General features: G+C 72.9%; 12 protein-coding genes. 4 read left to right on the plus strand and 8 right to left on the minus strand.

The window, feature by feature from the left end:
• The first annotated feature begins 540 nt into the window (after nt 1-540).
• Nucleotides 541-2,676: a hypothetical protein gene (locus tag HNQ09_RS07475; protein WP_184027426.1), complete on the plus strand. Its 2,136-nt coding sequence runs from the start codon at nt 541-543 to the stop codon at nt 2,674-2,676.
• Between the two features lie 139 nt (nt 2,677-2,815).
• Here the strand turns inward: HNQ09_RS07475 and HNQ09_RS07480 are convergent, their stop codons facing one another.
• Entirely contained in the window at nt 2,816-3,655 is an 840-nt protein-coding gene (locus HNQ09_RS07480; RefSeq protein WP_184027428.1) for a VOC family protein, read from the minus strand.
• Nucleotides 3,656-3,711: 56 nt separating this feature from the next.
• On the opposite strand from HNQ09_RS07480, the gene HNQ09_RS07485 reads away from it, so the two are divergent.
• Both HNQ09_RS07485 and HNQ09_RS07490 read left to right on the plus strand, forming a co-directional pair.
• Nucleotides 3,712-4,584, plus strand: a complete 873-nt coding sequence (locus HNQ09_RS07485) for a tryptophan 2,3-dioxygenase (RefSeq protein ID WP_184027430.1) — start codon at nt 3,712-3,714, stop codon at nt 4,582-4,584.
• 160 nt (nt 4,585-4,744) lie between these two features.
• The gene (locus HNQ09_RS07490) at nt 4,745-8,119 is read left to right on the plus strand and encodes a GAF domain-containing protein (protein WP_184027433.1); all 3,375 of its coding nucleotides are present in this window, start codon (nt 4,745-4,747) and stop codon (nt 8,117-8,119) included.
• Between the two features lie 176 nt (nt 8,120-8,295).
• Here the strand turns inward: HNQ09_RS07490 and galK are convergent, their stop codons facing one another.
• The 4 genes from galK to HNQ09_RS07510 all read right to left on the minus strand — a co-directional run bounded on the left by galK (nt 8,296) and on the right by HNQ09_RS07510 (nt 12,831).
• The gene (gene galK / locus HNQ09_RS07495; RefSeq protein ID WP_184027436.1) at nt 8,296-9,375 is read right to left on the minus strand and encodes a galactokinase; all 1,080 of its coding nucleotides are present in this window, start codon (nt 9,373-9,375) and stop codon (nt 8,296-8,298) included.
• Entirely contained in the window at nt 9,372-10,466 is a 1,095-nt protein-coding gene (galT, locus tag HNQ09_RS07500) for a galactose-1-phosphate uridylyltransferase (RefSeq protein WP_184027439.1), read from the minus strand. The genes galK and galT overlap by 4 nt, the downstream gene beginning before the upstream one ends.
• A 96-nt stretch (nt 10,467-10,562) precedes the next feature.
• Nucleotides 10,563-11,708, minus strand: coding sequence for a UDP-galactopyranose mutase (gene glf, locus HNQ09_RS07505; RefSeq protein WP_184027442.1), 1,146 nt, complete (start codon nt 11,706-11,708; stop codon nt 10,563-10,565).
• 46 nt (nt 11,709-11,754) lie between these two features.
• Entirely contained in the window at nt 11,755-12,831 is a 1,077-nt protein-coding gene (locus HNQ09_RS07510; protein WP_184027510.1) for a glycosyltransferase, read from the minus strand.
• A 461-nt stretch (nt 12,832-13,292) separates the two neighbouring features.
• Here HNQ09_RS07510 and HNQ09_RS07515 point away from each other — a divergent pair, with 461 nt between their 5' ends.
• Entirely contained in the window at nt 13,293-14,444 is a 1,152-nt protein-coding gene (locus tag HNQ09_RS07515) for a GGDEF domain-containing protein (protein WP_184027444.1), read from the plus strand.
• Between the two features lie 10 nt (nt 14,445-14,454).
• Here the strand turns inward: HNQ09_RS07515 and HNQ09_RS07520 are convergent, their stop codons facing one another.
• From HNQ09_RS07520 to HNQ09_RS07530, 3 genes are all read right to left on the minus strand, one after another.
• Nucleotides 14,455-15,609: a WD40 repeat domain-containing protein gene (locus HNQ09_RS07520; RefSeq protein ID WP_184027447.1), complete on the minus strand. Its 1,155-nt coding sequence runs from the start codon at nt 15,607-15,609 to the stop codon at nt 14,455-14,457.
• A gap of 216 nt (nt 15,610-15,825) precedes the next feature.
• On the minus strand, nt 15,826-19,413 hold the full coding sequence (locus HNQ09_RS07525) for an NPCBM/NEW2 domain-containing protein (RefSeq protein ID WP_184027449.1): 3,588 nt from the start codon (nt 19,411-19,413) through the stop codon (nt 15,826-15,828).
• 336 nt (nt 19,414-19,749) lie between these two features.
• The gene (locus HNQ09_RS07530; protein ID WP_184027451.1) at nt 19,750-21,189 is read right to left on the minus strand and encodes an exopolysaccharide biosynthesis polyprenyl glycosylphosphotransferase; all 1,440 of its coding nucleotides are present in this window, start codon (nt 21,187-21,189) and stop codon (nt 19,750-19,752) included.
• Nucleotides 21,190-21,388 lie beyond the last annotated feature (199 nt).

Genomic DNA, 21,388 nt, shown 5'->3' on the forward strand with positions numbered 1-21,388 from the left:
ACTTTTCCCGTTCCAGACCCTTTTTTCGCGTCTGTCATGCCCAGATGAGACCGGCGAGGCGACGAGGAATGATCGTTACAGAGCACACATCCCACGCTCAGAGCGTTAAACTGTGGTCACCACCCTACCCACCGCACTCGCCTCCCCGGAAAGGGGGAAAGGAGCAACGAGGACGCTGCTCGACCGCGCCGCCGCATGAGAAGATGCAGCTCCAGGGCGAAATCGGCCTCACCTGTCCCAGACTCTTGCTAGGCTTCTCATCTCAAGGCGTGGCGCGAGGACCCAAGGGAGAGACGGGCTTTCTCACCGCCGCAGACTCTGGACCCTATTCCCGACGGGAGGAGATCACCCATCCTCACACTGCACCTGCTGGGACACGTTCACCTGAGCCGCGCCCAGGGCCACGGGGAAGAGGCCCTGAACCTGTCCAGCAAGGCGACGGCGCTGCTGAGTTACCTGGCGCTGGAGGGCCGGGCGCACCACCGCGAGCACCTGGCCGGGCTGCTGTGGGACACGCCGGATACCCTGCGGAACCTGCGGGTGGAACTCACGCGGCTCAAGGAAGCGGGGCTGCGGCTTTTTCCGGACCGCCAGCCTATGCTCAGCCTGCGCTGCGAGACCGACCTGGACCGCTGGCGCCGGGAGCCGGAGCCGCAGCAGGAGCGCGATCTGCTGGCCTGGCTGGCGCCGCTGCGGGGTCCGGCGCTCAGCGGCCTGGAGGACCTGGGGTCGGCGGCGTTCCGGGGCTGGGTGGACCAGCGCCGCAGCGTGATCCACGATCAGGTGGAGGAGCGGCTGAGCAGCGCCCACGCCCGCTTCGGGCGCCTGGGCCAGCCCGGCGCGGCGGAATTGATTCGCGCCCGCGCCGAGCGGCTGGGGCTGGAACTGAGGGCCCACCCGCCCGCGCCCCCCAGCAGCGAGCTGAGCTTCGAGTGGCCCGAGCAGGAGCGGGCGCTGCGGGAGGTGATGGAGCGCGCCGCGCGCACGCCCCAGCTCGCGCTGCTTCAGGGCCACGGCGGCACCCGCCGAAGCCTGCTGGGGCGGCTGGTGCAGGGGACCCCCTGGTACGCGGTGCAGGTCCAGTGTTCCTCGCAGGCGCTGCTGCTCTCGGCGCTGGCCCAGCAGCTCACGCGCGCCCTGCCCCCCGAGCAGCGCCCGCCGCCGACCTTCCTGCTCGCGGCCGATCCCGACGCGGCCCTGATTCAGGTCGCCGCGCTGATGACCCAGGCCGGAGTACCGCTGCTGATCGCCCTGCACAACGTGGACGAGGTGCCCGCCTGGCTGCGTCACCTGCTGCTGTTCTGGCTCGACCTGCCGCTGCCGCTCGCGCTGGTGCTGACGACCACCTCGGCCCGGGGGCTGGCCGAGCTGCGGCTGGCGCTGGGGCAGGTCAGCGCCCGGCGGCTGCACTGCGTGACGCTCCCGCCGCTGGGGGTGGCGCAGGTCATGCGGGGGCTGGCGGCCCGGGAAGCGGCGCCTTCCCCCACGGCGGCCCCCCCGGAGACGGCGCAGGCCGCCGCAGGCCGCCCGGCCGCGAGCAGCAGTGCCCGCCGCGCCCACGCCACGCGCCTGGTGCAACTCTCCGAGGGCCTGCCGCTGTACGTGAACGCGCTGGCGCAGAACGCGCGGGCACAGGGGGAAACGCCAGGGGAGGCGCTGGGCGCGCGGCTTCCGGCGGCCGTACGCGACCTGCTGCTCGCGGACCTGGCGCGCCTGCCTTCCGCAGCGCGGGGGGGGCTGGCGCGGCTGGCCCAGGTGTATGGCCGCTTCGACCCCGCGCTGGCCGCCGCGCTGCTGGGCGAGGCGGCCCCGGAGGTGCTGCGGGTGGGCACTCAGGCGGGGCTGCTGGCGGCGGCCAGCGCCCGCGAACAGCTGAGTCTGCCCGAGCTGGACAGCCGCAGCGACGACGCCGAGACGGGCCTGACCTTTGCCAGCGAGATCACCCGCAGCGCCCTGGCCGGAACCCTCCCGGCCGCCGAACGTCACGCGCTGCGCGCGGCGCTGGCGGGCCTGCTGGTCCAGACCGACCCCGCCCGGAGCCTGCTGTACGCCACCCGCGCCCAGCGGCCCGACCTCGCGGCGGCGGCCCGCGCCGCGCTGCCCGCCCTGCCCGCCCCCCGCTGCCTGGGCACGGCTGCGCCCGCCGACGAGCCGCCCACTACCGCGCACCCCCGGCGCGAGGCGTTCACGCCGGGCGGCTACCGGGTGACGCTGGAATGCGGCTTCCTGCATGTGCTGCGCCGGGGGCATCCCGGGCCACCACCGCTGCTCACGCTGACGCTGCCGGGCGCGGGCGGTGGCGGGGCCTGGACCCTGGTCGCCCGGCTGGACGTGCCCGAGCAGGCCCGCCGGGACGGCGAGGCCTTTCCCCCGCCCTTTGCGCTGGGGGTGCGCTGCGGGCCGGGACCCCGCACGGTCTACGCCAGCAGGCCGCTGCCCGACCACCACGAGGCCGACCACCACGAGGACGGCGCCGAGCACATCTTCGGCGGCGTGCTGCCGCTGGGCCAGTGGTTCCGGCTGTGCTCACCGCGCCGCGCGGGCCGGGCGGAGGGCGGCGGCGCGGGCGCTCCCGAACTCAGCGTGCGGGCGCTCGACGCGGCCCTGACCGTCGGCGCGCTGGAGTGGGAAGGCGGCAGCCTGCGCGGCCTGTGCGGCGACCTGCGCGAGCGCTAGCTTCCCCCATCCGCGCGGACGCAGAGGAGGAGGGGCGGCGGCGCCGGGGAAGCTCTCTCGCCCCCGGCGCCGTGTCCAAACGCGCCCCGTCCAGGCCTGGCCGCCCCACCCCAGAGCCTGTACCCCAGGGCCTGCGCCCTCAGCGCGGCGGCAGGAACTCGAAGACGTGGCCCTCGGGGTCGCGCACCGCCAGGCGGCCTTCCTCCAGCAGGTGGGGCAGGCCCTCGGCCTCCACGCGGGCGCGCACCTGCTCGACCTGGGCGTAGAATTGCACGTGGGCGTGGTCGCCGCCCAACATGTCGGCCAGGCCCACCTGGGGGTCCCAGGCGTACAGCCAGCGCCGGGGCGTGCCGTTGCCGTCCAGCTCGGGGGCAGGACCCAGCGTGAACTGGGCAAAGTCGCGGTCAGGCTGCTCCTTGGCGAGGGCAAAGCCGTAGGCGCGGGGCAGGCGCTCCTTCATCGCCGGGTAGTCCCCGAAGGCGAGCGCCACCTCACGCAGCCCCAGCACCGGCAGGGCCTGTTCGGGCCGCCCGGTTTCCTCCGGCGGATAGGTCGGCTGGCGCTCGTCGTCCAGATCCACCCCGCGCAGCTCCAGCCCGTGCCCGAAGGGGTCGAAGAAGTACACGGTGGGATCGGGGCGCTCGGGAGTGCCCAGGTCGATCTCCTGCCAGGGCAGGCCGTGCGCGTCCAGCAGCGCCTTGCAGCGCTCCAGGTCCGAAGGGTGAATCTGCCAGGCGTAGTGCAGGTGCGAGGCGCCGCGCGCGCGCAGCGGGGCCAGCCGGGGGTCGTTGGGCTGGCGGGTGACCGGCTTCCAGAGGGTCAGCGTCTGCGCGGCGTTCACCCCGAACCGGGCCACGCCCGCCGCCTCGTCGAGATGCTGCACTTCCAGGCCCAGCACCTGGGTGTAGAAGCGCACGCCGCGCGGCAGGTGGTTGACCTCCAGCGTCAGGCCCGCCAGATCGAGAATGGGAGAGGACATACGCGCAGGCTACCCTGGCCCGGCAGCCCGGACCCCCGCAGGCGTAAGCTCCCGGTATGGCCGCAGGCAACGATCCGCGCAGCACGGCACCTGACCCTCCACCCGGCCCCGACGCCCCCGAGCGCGCCCGGCTGGATTTCGCCCGGCGCTCCAGCTACGGCGACTACCTGCGGCTGGGCACGCTGCTCGCGGCCCACCAACCGCTGACGGCGGCGCACGACGAGCACCTCTTTATCACGGTGCATCACGTCTCCGAGCTGTGGCTGGACCTGATCGTGCGCGAGCTGAGAGCGGCGATGGACCAGCTGGCCGGGGGCGTCACCGACGCGCCGCTCAAGGGCCTGACGCGGGTGGTGCGCGCCCAGGAGCAGCTCACGGCGGCCTGGGAGGTGCTCAAGACCATGACCCCGGCGGAGTACCTCCAGTTCCGGCACGCGTTCGGGGAGGCGTCGGGGTTCCAGTCGGCGGGCTACCGCATGGTCGAGGTGCTGCTGGGCAACCGCAACCCCACCCTGCTGCGGCCCTTCGAGCACCGCCCGGACCTGCACGGGCCTCTCCAGGCCGCCCTGCACGCCCCCAGCGTGTATGACCTGACGCTGCGGCTGCTGGCCGCGCGCGGGCTGCCCCTGCCGCCCGAGGTGCTGGAACGCGACCTCGCCGCGCCGCCCGCCGAGCACCCGGCGGTCCTGGCCGCCTGGCTGACGGTCTACCGCGACCCGCAGCGGCACTGGGACCTGTACGAGCTGGCCGAGAAGCTGCTGGACGTGGAGGACCATTTCCGGGCGTGGCGCTTCAACCACCTCACCACCGTGGAGCGCACCATCGGGTTCCGGGCGGGCAGCGGCGGCACCAGCGGGGCAGGCTACCTGCGCCGGGCGCTGGACGCGGTGCTGTTTCCCGAACTGTGGCAGGTCCGCACCCAGCTGTAGCGCGCCCCTCGCCCGGCCGGGAGCCAGGCGGGAGGCGTAAGGGGGCTGTGACACCCCTGCTCTTAGCTTGGGCGGCAGTGATGCCCCCCGGCCCCCCACCCCCTCCCCCCACCGCCCGTGTCGGCGCGGCCCTGACCGTCCCGCCCGGCACGCGGCGCCCGTGAGGGCCGTGAAGGCGGCCGGGGTTCCCTGCGGCTCCAGGGCGGCACAGGAGGGGAAAGCGCCCCGCCTGACGCCCGGCGGGGCGCGGGAACCTGCCGCCGACCGGGCGGCGCTGGACCGCATTCTGGCGCTCGCGGCGCGGCTGTTCGAGGTTCCTCTGGCCTGCCTGAGCCTGTTCAGCGACCCCGCGACCGGGGAGGCGCGCGACTGGACCGTCTGCCACGGCGCGTGCCCCGACCCGGAGGAGCCGGGCGGGACCGGGTGGAGCCTGTTCGGCGGGGTGACCGACTGGGACCGGGAGGTCGGGCGGCGCACCGCCGCGCTGGCGCCCGGTCAGGTGCTGGCGCTGCCCGATACCCGGCGCAGCGAGTTCGGGCAGCGCCCGCCCGCGCCGGGCGCCCCCGAGCTGCACTTCTATGCCGCAGCGCCGCTGCACACGCCCGGCGGGCAGGTCATGGGCAGCCTGGCGGTGCTGGGCCGCCGCCCGCGCGCGGACCTGACCGACGCGCAGCGCGGCGTGCTCACCGATCTCGCCGGGCTGGCCGCCCACAGCCTCGCGGCAGGGGCAGCGGCGCGCCCACCCGGCCGCCAGCAGCCCGCCCGGGTGCTCCGGCGGGCGCAGGCGAACGCGGCCTCGGCGCAGGGCGGGGCAGGCCGCAGCGAACGCCCGTCACCGGAGCGCCCGGCCCCGGGGGAGCTGGCCCACGGCGACCCCCTGACCGGGCTGGGCGACCGCCGGGCCTTTGACGCCGACCTCGAAGCCCTGCTCGCGCAGTTGCCGCCGGGCGACTCGGCCCACCTGCTGCTGCTGGACGTGAACGACTTCAAGACCTGGAACGACGCGGGGGGCCACCTCCGGGGCGACGCCCTGCTGCGCGAGTTCGCCCGGGCACTGAGCGAGTCGTTCCGGCCCGGGGACGGGGTCTACCGCTTCGGCGGCGACGAGTTCGTGGTGCTTGCCCACGGCGACGCCGCCCGCCCGCTGACCCAGGAACTGCTGGGCCGGGCCGCGCAAGCCGAGCGGCTCACCCAGGCGCGGGGCTTTCCGGGCCTGAGCGTGGCGGCGGGCGTGGCGAGCTGTCCGGCCGAGGCCCAGCGCCCCGGCGACCTGCTGCGGCTGGCCGACGGGCGCATGCTGCGCGAGAAAGCGGCGCGGCGGGCCAGTCAGCGGCTGGGCCGCCTGGGCAGGGTGGCGCTCGACGACCGCGCGGCCCAGCGGGCCAGCGAGGTGGCCTTGCAGGCGCTGCGCTTTACCCTGGCCCTGCTGGCCCGCGACGACGACACCGGTGACGCCGCCTGGGCCGCCTTGGTCGGAGCCGCGGTGGCCTCGGTGCCGGGCGCCGAGGGCGGCAGCCTCTACCTGCGCGAGGGCGATCAGTTCGTGCTGCGCGCGCAGATGGGCTTTTCCGACACCCTGCTGGGCCTGACGGAACCGGCCGCCGCGTCGCAGGTGTGGTACGGCGACCCCGGAGGCTGGCACGCGGGCCGGGCGCGCGTGATCGCGGGCGCCGAGATCGAGCGGCGCAACGAGCTGACCGGCAGCTTCGGCGACACGCCCCTGGCCCAGACCTACCAGCAGCATGGGCAGATCACCCGCCTGCGCGCCAGCCTGTGCGTGCCGGTGGTGCAGGGCGACGGCCAGGTCGTGGCGCAGCTCAACCTCGACAGCCTCACCGACGAGGCCGCGTTCGGCCCCGAGGCGGCGGCCGTGGCCGAGGCCTTTGCCACCCAGGTCGCGGCCCTGCTCGCGGCGCGGGCACGCCAGACCCGGGAAGCCGCCCGGCGCCGCGAACTCGAAGGGCTGGTCGCCGTGAACGCGGCGCTGCGCACTGTCCGCACGCCCGCCGAGGCCGAACTGGTCCTGGCGCGGCAGACGGCCCTGCTGCTGGGCACCGAACACGTGGTGTTGCTGCGCTACGAGGCCGCAGAAGACGCGCTGCGCGCGGTGGCGCCGGGGGGCGTGTACGCCCGGTTTCAGCCGGACCGGCTGCCGCGCGGCAGCGGCCTGGCCTGGGCCGCCCTGGAGAGCGGCGAGGTGGTCCGGGCCGCGGACGCGCAGCAAGACCCCCGGGTCTACCGCCCCAACGACGAGCCGATCGGCGCGGTGATGGCGGCGCCGCTGCGCGACGGCAAGGGCCGGGCGCTGGGGGCGCTGGTCGTCTCGCGCGACCACACCGGCAGTTTCAGCGACCTTGACGCGCAGCTGCTGGGCGCCATCGCGTCGGCGGGAGTCACGGCCATCGAGCGGGCGCTGGCGGCCCGCGCCGAGACCGAACGTGCCGAGGAGTTCCGGATGCTGGCCGAGCTGTCGGCGCTGGTGAGCGCGCTGGAGCAGCCGCTGGCAGTCGCCGGGCGCTGCCTGAACACCTGCCGCCAGTTTCTGGGCGCGGATTTCGCGGCCTTCAGCGTGCCGGGGCGCGGCCTGCACCTGCCGGTCGGGACCGCGCCCGCCGGATTCGAGCAGGCCGTGCAGCGGCACATGCAGCGGCCCGGCGAGTTTCTCGCCGGGCTGGGCCAGGCGCGCGGCGTGGTCGCGACCCACGCCTACCCCGCCCAGCCGTATGCCCGGCCCGAGCTGGTGGCGGCGGGCGTCCAGGCGGCCGTGCTGGCCCCGGTGCTGCAAGACGGCCGCGTCACCGGGCTGGTCAGCCTGGTGTGGTTCAGCCCGCTGACGGCCCTGCCCCCGGCGGCGGTGGCCCTGACCACCCGCGCCGCCGAGCTGATCGGGCAGGCGCTGGAGCGCCGCACCCACCTGGAAGAGGTCGAGGCGACCCGCGAGGGCGCGCTCAGAGCGCTGGGGCTGGCGCTCGAACTGCGCGACTTCGAGACGGCCGGGCACACCGAGCGGGTGGTCGCGCTGTGCTCGCGGCTGGGGCAGGCCGTGGGCATGAGCAGCAGCGACCTCGAGGGCCTGCGTCAGGGCGCCTACCTGCACGACATCGGCAAGCTGGCGGTCCCCGACGGCATCCTGCTCAAGCCGGGCAAACTCGACGCGCCGGAGTGGGCGGTCATGCAGGGCCACGCCGCCGTGGGGGACGACCTCACCCGCTCGATTCCCACCCTGCACCCGCTGGCGCGCGAGGTGGTCCGCCACCACCACGAGCGCTGGGACGCCGCCGGTTACCCCGACCGGCTGGCGGGCGAGGCGATCCCGCTCGCCGCGCGGGTCTTCAGCGTCGTGGACGTGTACGACGCCCTGACCAGCCCGCGCCCCTACAAGCCCGCCTGGAGCGCCGAGGCCGCCCTGGCCGAGATCGCCGCCCAGGCGGGGCGCCAGTTCGACCCCCAGGTCGTGGGGGTGTTCCTGAACCTGCTGGCCGAGATGCAGGCGGAGGGGAAGGCGCCCGCCCCGGAGGCCCCGGACTCCCCCTGAAGGCCTGAGGACCGGAACGCCAGGCCCCTTTCCCTCCCGGCCCACAGGCCCACACGACAGAGGCTCGGGCCGCTTCCGGCGGGGTGCCCGGGGCGGAGGGTGAGACCGGCGCCGTCAGGCTGCCGTGCCCCGGTCACGCCCCCCGCCGCCCTCCGTCCATCCCCTGGAACACGCCCTCAAATCGGTGCAGGCACCACGAGCTGGCCCTCGGGGCCGTACGCCTCCAGCACCGCCGCCGCGACCTCCCGGGCTGCCCCGGCCGCCACCAACGCGACGACGGCTCCGCCGAAGCCCGCGCCGGTCATGCGCGCTCCGTACGTGCGGGGGTGGCCCTGAAGCAGCGCCACCAGCTCGTCCACCCGCGGCACGGTGACCTCGTAGTCCTCCCGCAGGCTGGCGTGCGAGGCGTTCATCAGCTCCCCGAAGCGCGCTGCCGTGACGCCCTCCCGGACGGCTTCCAGCACCCGCGCGTTCTCGGTCACCACGTGGCGCGCGCGGCGGCGCAGCAGCGGGTCGGACAAGGCCCCGACCGCCTCCGGGTCGCTCACGTCGCGCAGCTCGGGCACGCCGAGGCGGCGGCTGGCCTCCTCGACCTGGGCGCGGCGCTCGTTGTAGCCGCTTTCGGCCAGGCGGCGGGGCACGCCCGAATCCAGCACCAGCACCTCCGCGCCCGCCGGGAGGGGCAGGCGGCGGCGCTCCAGCGTGCGGGTGTCCACGAACAGCATGTGCGCGGTGTCGGCCAGGCTGCTCGCCATCTGGTCCATGACGCCGCTGCGCACCCCCACGAACTCGTGCTCGACCCGCTGCCCCAGCAGCGCGAGGTCCACGTCGCTCAGCACCAGCCCGTAGAGCGTCCGCAGCGCCCGCAGGATGGCGACTTCCAGCGCGGCGCTGCTGCTCAGACCGCCCGAGGGCACCTCGGAGCTGATCCACACGTCGAGCGCGTCCGTCACGCCCGCCACCGCGATGCTGCCCGTGAGGTACGGCGCGAAGCCCGTGCCCACCTCGCCCACAGGCACCTCCAGCGTCTCCCCGAAGTTGACCGAGTGCAGGCGGTGGCTCTCCCGCCCGCTGCGGGCCAGCGCCACCGTCGCCTGCTGCGGGATCGCGCAGGGCAGCACGAAGCCCCCCTGGTAGTCGGTGTGCTCGCCCAGCAGGTTCACCCGGCCGGGCGCCTGGGCGCTGGCCTCGGGCGGGCGGCCGAAAACGGTTTCGAAGGTGCTCGCGTCGGCCGGGTTGGGTGTGGGGATGCTCATGGGGAAACCTCCTGAGGGTTCAGGCTTCTCAGTTCCTGCGCCGCCGCCTCGGGCAGCTTGTCGTTGGCGAACTCGCCCGCGCCCTGCTCGGTCCCGGCGAGGTACTTCATGCGGCCCGGCGCGCGCAGGTACGGAAAGATCTCGACCCTCAGCGGCCACTCGGGGTAGGCCGCCCCGTCCACCGGGGCCTGCTGCACGGTGAGCAGGTAGGGCATCCGCACGCCGAACAGCGCGTCCAGCCGCAGCAGGGCGTCCTTGAGGGCGGCGGCCAGCGCGTCCCGCTCCGCCTCAGACAGCTCGTGCAGGAAGGCGGCGGGCCGGGTCGGCAGCACCCAGGTCTCGTAGGTGTAGCGGGCAAAGGGCGGCACCACGCTCAGGGCCGCGCCGTGGTCGCGGACAATCCTGAGCTTGGCGGCGCGCTCCCCCCGCACGAAGTCCTCCAGCCAGGGCCGCCCGTGCTCCTGCCGGTAGGCGCGCATGGTCTCCAGCGCCCGCGCCTGCACGGGAGGGATGTGGTCGTAGGCGTAGATCTGACCGTGCGGGTGGTGCAGGGTCACCCCGACCTCCACCCCCCGGTTCTCGAAGGGCAGCACCGAGTGAATCCGGGGGTCGGCACCCAGCACCCCGGTACGGTCGGCCCACACGTCCAGCAGCAGCCGCACCTGTTCCGGCGGCAGGCCGCCCAGCGTGCCCTGCGGGTCCTGGCTGAACACCACGACCTCGCACTTGCCCACGCCGCCGCGCCCCTGCACGCCCGGCACCGGCTCCGGCGCGGGCGCGTCCAGCACCAGGCTGGGAAAGCGGTTGTCGAAGACCGCCATGTCGTAGCGTCCGGCGGGCAGCTCGGTGGGGTTGTGGGGATCGCGGGTAGGTGCCAGCGGGTTGTACTCGGGCGGCGGCATGAAGGTGCGGTTCAGGCGGTGCGCGGCGTACATCACCCACTCGCCGCGCACCGGGTGCCAGCGCAGCACGGGCCGGGCCTCCACCGGCTCGGGTGACGGGCTGGGCACCTCGCCCGCCAGCTCGACAGGCTTCACCCCGTAGAGCGTGAGCGCGCGGCCGTCCGGTTTGCGGAACTCGGATTTGTACATTGCCCCACAGGATGCGCCGGGCAGCCCCCGCCTACAAGCCGCGCGCCCTTCCCGGAGTGCGGAAAGGGCGCAGCGAGCGTGGAAGTTAAGAAAGCTTCAGACCGCTCCGGCGGTCTCGGCTTCCGGCTGGGCCGCGCCCGTCAGGCGGCGGTGGGTCGCCAGCGCCTGGGCCACGACCTGGTCCATGTTGTAGTAGCGGTAGGTTGCCAGCCGCCCCACGAAGGTCACGTCGCTGCGCGCGTCGGCCAGGGCGGCGTACTTCCTGTACAGCTCCTGGTTCTCGGGGCGCGGCACCGGGTAGTAGGGGTCGCCCTCGGCGCGGGGGTACTCGTACACCACGCTGGTGTGCGGGTGGACTTGCCCGGTGATGAACTTGAACTCGCTGATGCGGGTGTAGGCGTAGTCGTTGGGGTAGTTCACCGTGCCGGTGGGCTGAAACTGCTCACGCGCGTGCGTCTCGTGGACGAATTCCAGGCTGCGGTAGGGCAGCTTGCCGTACTGGTGGTCGAAAAAGGCGTCCACCGGGCCGGTGTAGATCATGTGGCCGTAGGGGATGAATTCCGCGATCTCGCGGTAGTCGGTGTTCAGCATCACCTTGATGTTCGGGTGCGCGAGCATGTTCTCGAACATCCGGGTGTAGCCGTGCAGCGGCATCGCCTGGTAGGTATCGGCGAAGTAGCGGTCGTCGCGGTTGGTCCGGGTGGGCACCCGCGCCGTGACCGAGGCGTCAAGTTCGCTGGGGTCGAGCGCCCACTGCTTGCGGGTGTAGCCCCGGAAGAACTTGTTGTAAAGGTCGCGGCCCACCTTGCCGACCACCACGTCCTCCGAGGTGCGGACCTTCTCGACCGGCTCGGCCACCGAGGCGAAAAAATCCTCCAGCTGAAAGGCCGTCAGGTTCAGGCCGTACAGCCGATTCACGGTGTCGAGGTTGATGGGGATGGGCAGCAGTTGCCCGTCCACACTCGCCAGCACCCGGTGCTCGTAGGGCCGCCACGCGGTGAAGCGCGAGAGGTAGTCGAAGACGTCCTTGGAGTTGGTGTGGAAGATGTGCGGCCCGTAGGGGTGGATCAGGATGCCCGCGTCGTCGTAACGGTCGTAGGCGTTGCCGCCGATGTGGGGGCGGCGGTCCACGATCAGGACGCGCTTGCCGTCGTTGGCGAGGCGCTCGGCGAGCACGCTGCCCGCGAACCCCGCGCCGACGATCAGGTAGTCGAAACCAGCAGAAACAGGGGAATCGGTCATCGGGTCCATCATAGAGTGGGGCACCGGGGCGCCGGGAGACACAGGCTCAGTCATCGGCCACTCCCGCCAGGGCCACGACGTTGCGCTCGGCGGCCGCGCGCTCGATCAGGGCGCTCATCTCGGCCCAGGTGCGGTCCCAGGAGAGGGTGGAGAGGTACCTGTCGGCCCGCTCGCGGCGCTCCTGCCCGGCGGGGGTCTCGCGCTCGGCCAGGGCGGCGGCGCAGGCAGCCTCAAAGGCGTCCACCCCGTCCGCGATGCGCACCAGGTCCTTCTCGCCGTAGGGCCGGATCACGTCGCGGATGCCGGTCGAGACCACCGGCACCCCCGCCGCGAGGTACTCGGGCGTCTTGGTGGGGCTGATGAACTCGGTCGCCTCGTTGAGGGCAAAGGGCAGCAGCGCCACGTCCCAGTGGGCGAGGTAGGTGGGCAGCTCGGCGTAGCCTTTCATGCCCAGGTAGTGCAGGTTCTCGCCGCGCGGCAACTCGGCGGGGTCGATCTTGACCACCGGGCCGAGCAGCACGAACTGCCACTCGGGGCGGCGGCGGGCCAGTTCCCCGATCAGCCGGGTGTCGAAGCGCTCGTCGATCACCCCGTAAAAGCCCAGTCGGGGCCGGGGCAACCCCGCCTGGTCGGGCGCGTCGGGCAGGCCCGCGCGGGCCTGCGCAAAGTGCGCCGTGTCCACGCTGGAGGGAAAGGGATGGGCGCCCGCGTGCCGCTCGCGCTTGGCCTCGTACAGGCGGTGGCCGCCGGTAAAGACCAGGTCGGCCTGCCGGAAGAGCAGGTCCTCGCGGCGGCGCAGCTCGGGGGGCGCGCCCTTGAACTTGGCAAGTTCGTCCATGCAGTCGTAGACCGTGACGCGCGGGCACAGCCCCGCCGTGATGGGCAACTCCATCGGGGTGTAGACCCACAGGTCGTATTCGGCCAGACCCTCGGACGCCACCAGGCCCTCCAGCAGCCGGGCGGTGCGGGCCTGCGACTCGGTGGCGTCGTGACCCTCCTCAATCTGGGGGGTGACCACGATCACGCCGCTGGCGTCCTCGCGCACGTTCAAGCTGTCAGGGGCAGCGACGAACTGCGGTTCCTCGACGTAGTACACGCGCCGGGTGCGGGCGGCGCGTGTCATCAAGTGCTGCGGGCGCTGAAAGACAAAATCCCAGCGCAGGTGGGACACCACCAGCAGGGCGGCGGGGCTATCCCCCCGGTTCAGGCGCAAACGGGTTTCCGATGTTTTCACAGGTGGTCCCTCCCCAGGGATGAAATAGTCGCCAGCGACCTGCGGGACCGGGCGCGAAAAAGCCTTGCCACCGGCAGGACGGGTCTTGTGGGTTGGACAGGCTTGCCCGCAAGGAGGGGGTGGCCTGGTCCTCCAGCCGCCGCGAAAAGGGCAGCACCGGGAACTCATACAGCTTAGCGTCCGGTCCCCAACCGCAGGCTGAACGTCCCTGGAGCAAAAGTTCATTCAGCCATGTAAAACCTGTCAAGACAACTTCATTGATTTCACATCAGAAAGAGACCCCGTTGCCGGGGGGGGCCTCCCCAGATCGGCCCCGCAGGGGGGGCGCGCCTGTTACGCTCGGGGCACCGATGCCGCGCCCCGACCGCCGCCTGCCCCCGCCTGCTCTCCGGGCGCCCCCGGCCCTTCCGGGCGCCGAGGCGCTGCGGCGGCGGCTGTATCTGGCCGCGACCGCGCTGGGAAGCGCCGTCCTGATCTCGGTGTGGGTCTTGCAGTGGCGGCAGGGGACCGCCGAGCCGTTCGTGCGCTTCGGCTATCCGGCGATGCTGGTGATGTGCGTGTGGGCCGCCGCCTGGCTGCTTCAGGGACGCTCTTTGCTGCTGGCCGAGCGGGTGGTCTTTCTGGTCAACGCGGTTGCCATCCTGGCGCAGCTGGGGCTGGGACTGGTGACCCCGCAGACCCCCGGGGTGGACCTGACCAGCCCGGCCTACTGGATGCTGGTCGCCGTCTCGATCCTGAGCTACCTGATTTACAGCACCCGGGGAGCGCTGTGGTTCTCGGCGGGCTTCTACCTGCTGGGCGTGGCGCTGCCGTGGGGCGCCCTGGCGCTGCGCGGCGAGGGCCTGGGAGACCAGCCGGCCCTGGCACGGGTCCAGCTGACCTGCGGCGCCGTGCTGCTGCTGGTCTACAGCCTGGCGTGGTACCGCGAACGCTTCATGTTCGAGCACGGCCAGCGCCTGATGCTGGAAAAGCTGGCGAACACCGATCCCTTAACCGGGCTGCTCAACCGCCGCGCCCTGTACGCCGCCGTCGGGAGGCTGCTGGAAGACGTGCAGCAGGGCGAGAGCGGCGCGCTGATCCTCTTTGACCTCGACCACTTCAAGAGCCTCAACGACACCTTCGGGCACAACGCCGGAGACGAGGTTCTGAGCGGCACCGCCGAGCTGTGCCGCAGCATCCTGCGCGGCAGCGACGGCCTGGGGCGCTGGGGCGGCGAGGAGTTCCTGGTCGTGCTGCCGGGCGTGACCGCGTCCCAGGCCGGGCAGGTCGCCGAGAGGCTGCGCCGCCTGCTGGAAGCCTGCCCCTTTGCGGAGGTGGGCCGGGTCACGGCCAGCTTCGGTGTGACGGCCTGCCGGCCCGGCGACGACCTGCGCCGCTGCCTGGCCCGCGCCGACGCGGCGCTGTACCGCGCCAAGGCCGCCGGGCGCAACCGGGTCGAAACCCACTGGGACGCCCTGCCGGTGCCTGCGGGGACCAGCGAGCTGCTCGGCCGCGGAGGCTGACCCCCTCTTCTCAGCCTCCGCCGGAGGGCGGCTCGCACGGCAGCGCGGCGGCCCGGGCAGGCCAGAAACGCACCGTGCGGTCACGGCCCCCGCCCGAGGCGAACACGTCTCCCGCCGGGGCGTAGGCCAGGGCGCTGATGCTGTCCGCCTGGGCCTGAAAAGCGCACCCGCCTGCCCCCGGCGCCGCGAGGGACCACAGCACCACCCGGCGGTCCTCGCCGCCCGAGACCAGGCTGGCTCCCCCGGGCGCGACAGCCAGCGCCGTGACCGGCCCCGCGTGGCCGCGCAGCGTCCGCAGCTCCTGACCGCCCGGCACCGCCCAGAGCCGCAGGGTGGTGTCCCAGCTTGCCGTGACCAGGCGGGTGCCGTCCGGGCTGAAAGCCACGGCGCTGAGGTAATCGCCGTGGCCGCGCAAGGTCCGCAGCTCGCGCGCCTGGGCGACCTGCCACAGCCGGGCGGTCTTGTCGCGGCTGGCGCTGGCGAGCCACGTGCCGTCCGGGCTAAAGGCCAGGGCGGTCACCACGTCGGTGTGGCCCTGGAGGGTGGCCCGCAGCGCGCCCGTGTCCAGCGCCCACAGCTTCACGCTGTTGGCTGGTCCCGACAGCCGGGTGTTGTCCCCGCCGCCGGTGGCGAGCAGCCGCCCGTCGGGACTGAAGGCCAGCGAGGTCGCGTAGTACGACGCCAGATCGAGGGTGCGCCGCAGCCGTCCGTCCGAGGTGGTCCACAGCCGCACCCGGCCGTCGGCCCCCGCCGCCGCCAGCAGGTCACCGCCGGGACTGTAGGCGAGCGCGGTCACGGCGGCAGGCTGGGTCAGCGACCGCGTGGCCTGGCTGGCCGCCACCCGCCCCCCCTGCACCGGCCACAGCCCCACCGTGCCCTCCGCCCCCCCGGTGGCGAGCTGGGTCCCGTCCGGGCGGTAGGCCAGGGCCGTCACGTTGAGGGTGCTGGCCGTGAGGGAGGCGGCAGGAGTCTGAGCCGGGGCGGAGGGCGTGGAAGGGGCTGAATGCGCCGCGGATGGAGGGGCTGCCTGGGGCGCGGCCTGGGCCAGAACCGCCAGCGCGGGCGAGCACCCCACCTGAAGGGGCAGGGCCAGCAGCCCCAGGCCGAGTGCGCGGACCGGGGCGCTGCGGCAGGGGGCCGTTCGGAGTGTCACGGGGGTGGGCATGTTCCGTCTCCTGGGGGCTGAGCCGTGGAAAGTCTGGGGAGAAAGGGGCTGGGCCAGTCGGTTGGGCCGGTCGGTTGAGCCAGTCCCCTGAAGTGTGGGCCGCGCAAGGTGGGCGTGTTGAAGCCCAGGTGAGGCGGCGCCCGGCGTACCGAGAAGGGCTGGCCCCCGGAGGGCGAATGCCGGGGGCCAGAGGGTGGAGTCAGGGGGGAGCCAGCCTCAGCGCAGGCGCACCAGCGTGATCTTGCCCGACCCCGTGCGCTCGTCGAGCTGCGCGACGTACAGGTGGCCGGTGCTGCGGTTTTCGGTGAGGTCCAGGGGGCTGGGGTTGAAGTCGGTCAGGCCGGTCACGAAGGTCTCGGCCCCCACGATGTCGAAGTTCTGGCTCGCCGTGCCGGGCGTCAGGACGATGATGTCGCGCCCGGCGCTGTAGCGCACGACCAGCAGCTTGTTTTTCAGCGCCGAGGTCTGGGCGGTGGTGTACTCCTCGATCACGCCGTTGGGCGAGGCGTGTTCGCCGAAGTCGTAGGAGAAGCCGCCCCAGTTGCGGTCGGGCAGGGTGCCCACCGGGTAGGCCGCGACCTCGCCCCGGTCCCGGCCCGCCGTGGGGTTGCCGCCGTTCATGACCCACTCGCAGCGCAGCGGGTTGGGGTGCCCGTAGTACTTGCCGCGCATGACCCGGAACAGGAAGTCGTTTTGCACGCCCACCCCGCTCAGGCCGGGCACGGCGGGGCCGGTGTAGGGACCGTCGATGCGGTTCTGGCACGACTCGGGCAGCGTGGCGGGCGTGTCCGGGGTGTTGCCGCCCGCCGCCGAGCCGTTGGTGGGCACGTACAGCTGGCCGTTGGTGTGCCAGACCATGTCGTAGGCGTTGCGCAGGCCGCTGGCGTAGATCGTCACCGGGGCGCCGGGCGCGTAGGGGTTGTACAGGCCGCCTTCCGAGGTCTTGACGCTCAGGGGGGGCGAGGTGATCTTGTTCAGGTCCACCCGCAGCAGCGCCCCCGTGAGCAGGCGCTCGGGGCGGTTGCCCCAGGCGGTGTCGGGCGCGCCCATCGCGGTGTTGCTGCCTTGCAGGACATACAGCGCGCCGGGGTCGGCGGGATTGAAGGTGATCGAGTTCGTCGCGTGGTCGCGAATCGAGCGCGGCAGGTCGATCACCACGTCCTGCACGTTTTCCAGATTTGCACCGGTCAGGCGCGAGATCTTGCCGCTCCAGTCGGGCGAGTTGCTCTGGCCGTTCCAGAAGTGGTTGTTGCTGATCCACAGGACTGGGGCGTCGGCAGTGGACGAGGGGTCGAACTTCATGCCGATGATGGTGCGCGGGCCGCCGTTGGCCGCCTGCACCGAGGTGATGACCTGCGGGGCTTCCAGCGTGCCGTCGGGCAGGATGCCGAAGCGCAGGATCTCGCCCAGCAGCGTGGCCGCGTACAGCCGCCCGTCGGGACCGATCTCGACCGAGGTGTAGGGCCGCGCCGGCACGTTCCCCAGCGCCACCTGCTCGAAGGCGACCGTGCTGCCGCCCGCCGTGCTCATGCCGGTCACGAACTTCAGCCGGTAGGGCAAGAAGGGCGTGCCGCTGGTGTCCTGAACCCCCTCGTTGATCTCGAAGACGTACTGCGAGTTGGCCTGAAGGGGCGCCGTGGGCTTGAACACGATCACGTCGCCGCCGCCCGAGGTGTTGGCCGTGCCCGCCACCTCCAGTCCGGTCGCCACGTTGACCAGCCGCAGCCCCGGCGAGCGCAGGGTGGCGAGGTCGATGGCGCTGGCGGGCAGGTTCACGTCCACCGTGATCGAGTTGGTCGTCGGCACGATGGTCTGGTGGTCTTGCGGACTGGTGTTGCGCGCCGAGGGCCGGTCGCCGCGCTGGATCGTGACGTAATCGATTTTGGTGTTGCTGCCGCCGCGCGCGTCGATGGTCAGGCGGCCGTCGGTCACGTTGACGGGCAGCGTGACGGTGCTGAACTTGCGCGGCGAGGTCGGCGTGAAGGCCGAGACCGCCAGCTTGCCCTCGATGTTGATCTGGTGGCTGCTGTCGAAGGTGTTGCTGGCGTCACCGACCGCCACGGTCACGTTGTAGACCCCGCTGGGCAGGGCGTATTCCCAGGCGGCGGGCGTGCGGACGGCGGTGGCGTTGGCGACGCTGGCCGGGAACTGCATATGGAGGAAGGTGTTCAGCCGGGGGTCGATCCCCGCAAGCGCGCGGTCGCGGGCGTTGGGCGAGATGTCCAGCGGCACGCCGGAGCCGCCCACGCTGTCCTCGCGAATCCAGCCCCAACCCCGGGCGTCGCTGTAGGCGGCCCCGGTGTCGGCCACGTATCCCGGCTCGGTGGGCGCCCCGGCCGGCTGAAAATCGACCCGCAGGCCCTGCGGCGGCAGGGTCGAGACCGCGTTGACGCTCACGGCCGCGCTGCCCGACTGGCTGGGGTCGAAGGTCGAGGTGGCGCGGACGCTCACCGTGCCTGGCGCCACCGCCGTGACCAGGCCGCTGGCGTCCACGGTCGCGACCGCCGGATTGCTGCTGGTCCAGGTCACGCCGGAGTTGTAGGCGCCCTTGCCCTGTACGTCGGCCACGAACTGCCGGGTAGCTCCCACCGTGATCACCGCGCTGGCGGGGTTCACGGCCACGGCCGTCACCTGCGGCACGATGACCGAGCAGCTCAGCTTGGCGTTGGCCCAGTTGCCGTGGTCGTAGGCGACCCCGTCGCCCGCGTCGCCCACGATCAGCCGCAGCTCGCGCGCGCCCGACACGTCCACGTTGACGGCCCGCGCCGCGTCGGTGCCGCGCAGAATGCCGCTGTCGTAGGCGGCCTTGCCGTCCACCAGCACCTGAAAGACCACGCTGCCGCGCGCCCCGACCTCGTCGTCCACGCCCACGCTGGCCGTAAAGGCCGAGCAGTTGCCGTCGAGCGGGTAGGTGAGCTGCGACAGGGCGTGCACCCCCAGCCCGCGCGGGTAGCTCACGCCCTCGATGGTGAGTGGGCGGCCGTCGCCCAGGTTCTTCTCGCCGTTGCTGCGGTCGCGCTCGTAGGGACCGTAGCCGTTGACCGGCGAGACCGGCGCGAGGTCACTCAGGAACTTGTCGCCCGACGGCGCGGCGGCCGTGCAGCGCACCTGCGCCGAAGCCCAGTCGGCGTGGTCGAAGTTGATGCCGTCGCCCCCGTCGCGGACGACCAGACGCAGTTCCTGCACGCCCGAGACGTTCACGGTGATCGGCACGGCCACGTCGCTGCCGCGCAGCACCGGACTGCGGTAGAGCAGGGTGCTGGCCCCGTTCCAGACCTCGAACACCACGCTGCCCAGGTTGCCGACCTCGTCGTCCACACCGATCTCGGCGCTGAAGGCCGAGCAGGCCCCCGCCAGGTTGTAGCGCACGTCGGCGTTGGCGTGGACCCCCAGGCCGCGCGCGTAGGTCTTGCCCCCGATGGTCAGCGTCAGCCCGTCTCTCTCGGCCTTGGTGTTGTTGCTGCGGTCGATCTCGACCGGGCCGTAGCCGTTGACCGCCGAGACCCAGTTCTGATCGGTCAGAAAGCTGTCGGCGGGTTCCGCGAGCGTGCCCAGCGCCAGCCCGCGCCAGGGAAAGCCGCGGCCCTGGGGGTAGGGGTCTCCGGCGGCGGGCGTATCGGTCCAGCTGTAGTCCACTCCGGGTTCGTAGGGATAGAGGCCGCCCAGCGGCGCGCCCGGCGCCTTGCCCGCTCCGGCTCCGGGCGCTCCCGGCACCGAACCCCCGCACCCCACCAGCCCCGCGCCGAGCGCGACGGCCAGCAAGGAGCGTCCCACCGCATGACGGCCAAACCAACGTTGTCGCATGAATCTCCCTCTCCTTGGCCGCTCAGGCGGCACCTTAATAAGCTAATCCGGTGAACTTCACGGACGTTCCCCCTTGGAACGCCCAGGGGTGATGTCGGAACTGTCCCCAGAATCGGTGAGCGGGCGCTAACGATTCATCAATTCCACACCCGCGCCGGGCCAGCTCTCACCCCCGCCGCCCCGCAGCGGCGAGGTCAGCCCGGCGGCGCCGGAGACGGCTCCGGGCACCCCTTTCTTAAGGAAGCGCGTCTCGTCTGTCTCTGCCCCACCGCGCTTGAGGGAGGCGCCCAGCTGCGGCAGGAGGAGCAGCGGCTTTCATCTGCGCCGGTCTCTGGACTAGTAGGCGCCCGAGCCGCCGATCACGACCCGCAGGGTGCGAATCAGGATCACGATGTCGAGCCAGAACGACCAGTTGCGGACGTAGTAGGGGTCCCAGCGTTCCATGCCGAGGTTGCCCGACGCCGAGCGGCCCGAGACCTGCCACAGCCCGGTCATGCCGGGGCGGACCCGCTCGCGCAGGCGCTGCACCTGCCCCGCGAGCTGCCGCTGGTGGTAGGGCGGCAGCGGGCGCGGGCCGACCAGCGACATCTGGCCCAGCAAGACGTTGAGCAGCTGCGGCACCTCGTCGAGGCTGGTGCGGCGCAACACCCCCCCCACCCGGGTGATGCGCGGATCGTGCCGCAGCTTGGCGTGGGCCTCCCACTCGGCGCGCAGGGCGGGGTCCCCGGCCAGGCGGCGCTGCAAGGCGGCCTCGGCGTCCGGGACCATCGTGCGGAACTTGTAGGTTTTGAACAGGCGCCCGCCCTGACCGACCCGCTCCTGCACGAACAGCGGGTGTTGACGGTCTTCCAGCCAGATTGCCAGCGCGACGAGCAGGCACACCGGCAGCCACAGCGGAATGGTGAGCACGGTGGCGAGCAGGTCAAAGGCCCGCTTGAAGGTGCGCGCGGCCGGGTCGAGCAGGTTGCGGGTGACTTCCAGCCCCAGCACCCCGCCGAAATCGCTGGCCTTGACCCACAGCGACTCCATCTCGAACAGGTCGGGAATCAGGACCACGCTGCGGTACTCGGCCAGCGGACCTTCCAGCAGCTCCAGCGTGCGCTGGCGCCCGATGCCGGGCATCGCCAGCACGGCGACCGGGGCCTGCGCCCGCCCGCCGGACGCCGGTCCCAGGACCGGGACCCCCAGCACGTCGCGGCCCTGGAGGGCCGGGTCGTCGTCGAACACGCCGACCGGCAGGTAGCCGTAACCGGGGTTTTCCTGCAACGCCGCGATCAAGAGCCGCCCGGTCGCCGCCCCGCCGTAGACCACCGTGGGCACGCCCCACAGCCGGGCGCGGACCAGCAGCGCCTTGGCGTTCTGGCGCAGCAGCAGCACCAGCGGCCACGCGACCAGCACCCCCAGCACCGGCACGCCCGGCCGGACGCCGCCCGCCGCCTGGGTGAAAAACAGGCTCACGACCGTGCCGGCAAAGACCACCAGCGTCAGCTCGGTCAGGCGTTTGATCTCGGTGGGGGCGCCCAGGCCCCAGCTGGGCAGCAGCTGCATGAACAGCGCCCCCCCCAGCCAGATCACCAGCGAGAGGCCGGTCCAGGGACTGGTCAGCAGCGCCGCCGGGCCACTTCCCTGCTGCCAGGCCACCAGCGCGAAGGCGGTGCCCAGCGCCAGCAGGTCCCCCACGGCGAGAACCACGGCATTGAGCGCCTGGCGGTTGCGAAACAGCCGCGCGGCGCTGCGGGTGGTGAGGGCAGGAAAGCGGTCAGTGGTGGCTTGCATGGCGGTCTCCCCCGGGCAGCCTGCGGCCCGATTGAGCGCCATCTTGCCCGCCTGCTCGTTACGCGAACGCAAATGGGGACGGGGAGGCGCGGCTGACCCGTCCCCCTGCCCGGCTGGCGGGTCCCGGCTGCCCGGCCAGGCCCCCCGGGGCAGCCGGAAGCCCTGGCCGAGCGCCCCCGGCAACAAGGGGCCTTTTTCC

This window comes from Deinococcus budaensis (assembly GCF_014201885.1).
Classification (GTDB): Bacteria; Deinococcota; Deinococci; order Deinococcales; family Deinococcaceae; genus Deinococcus; species Deinococcus budaensis.

Coding starts and splice junctions, on each gene's coding strand:
- glf (WP_184027442.1), bottom strand. CDS start 11,708: ATGACCGATTCCCCTGTTTCTGCTGGTTTCGACTACCTGATCGTCGGC.
- HNQ09_RS07485 (WP_184027430.1), top strand. CDS start 3,712: ATGGCCGCAGGCAACGATCCGCGCAGCACGGCACCTGACCCTCCACCC.
- galK (WP_184027436.1), bottom strand. CDS start 9,375: ATGAGCATCCCCACACCCAACCCGGCCGACGCGAGCACCTTCGAAACC.
- HNQ09_RS07515 (WP_184027444.1), top strand. CDS start 13,293: ATGCCGCGCCCCGACCGCCGCCTGCCCCCGCCTGCTCTCCGGGCGCCC.
- HNQ09_RS07520 (WP_184027447.1), bottom strand. CDS start 15,609: ATGCCCACCCCCGTGACACTCCGAACGGCCCCCTGCCGCAGCGCCCCG.
- HNQ09_RS07525 (WP_184027449.1), bottom strand. CDS start 19,413: ATGCGACAACGTTGGTTTGGCCGTCATGCGGTGGGACGCTCCTTGCTG.
- HNQ09_RS07480 (WP_184027428.1), bottom strand. CDS start 3,655: ATGTCCTCTCCCATTCTCGATCTGGCGGGCCTGACGCTGGAGGTCAAC.
- HNQ09_RS07510 (WP_184027510.1), bottom strand. CDS start 12,831: ATGACACGCGCCGCCCGCACCCGGCGCGTGTACTACGTCGAGGAACCG.
- galT (WP_184027439.1), bottom strand. CDS start 10,466: ATGTACAAATCCGAGTTCCGCAAACCGGACGGCCGCGCGCTCACGCTC.
- HNQ09_RS07530 (WP_184027451.1), bottom strand. CDS start 21,189: ATGCAAGCCACCACTGACCGCTTTCCTGCCCTCACCACCCGCAGCGCC.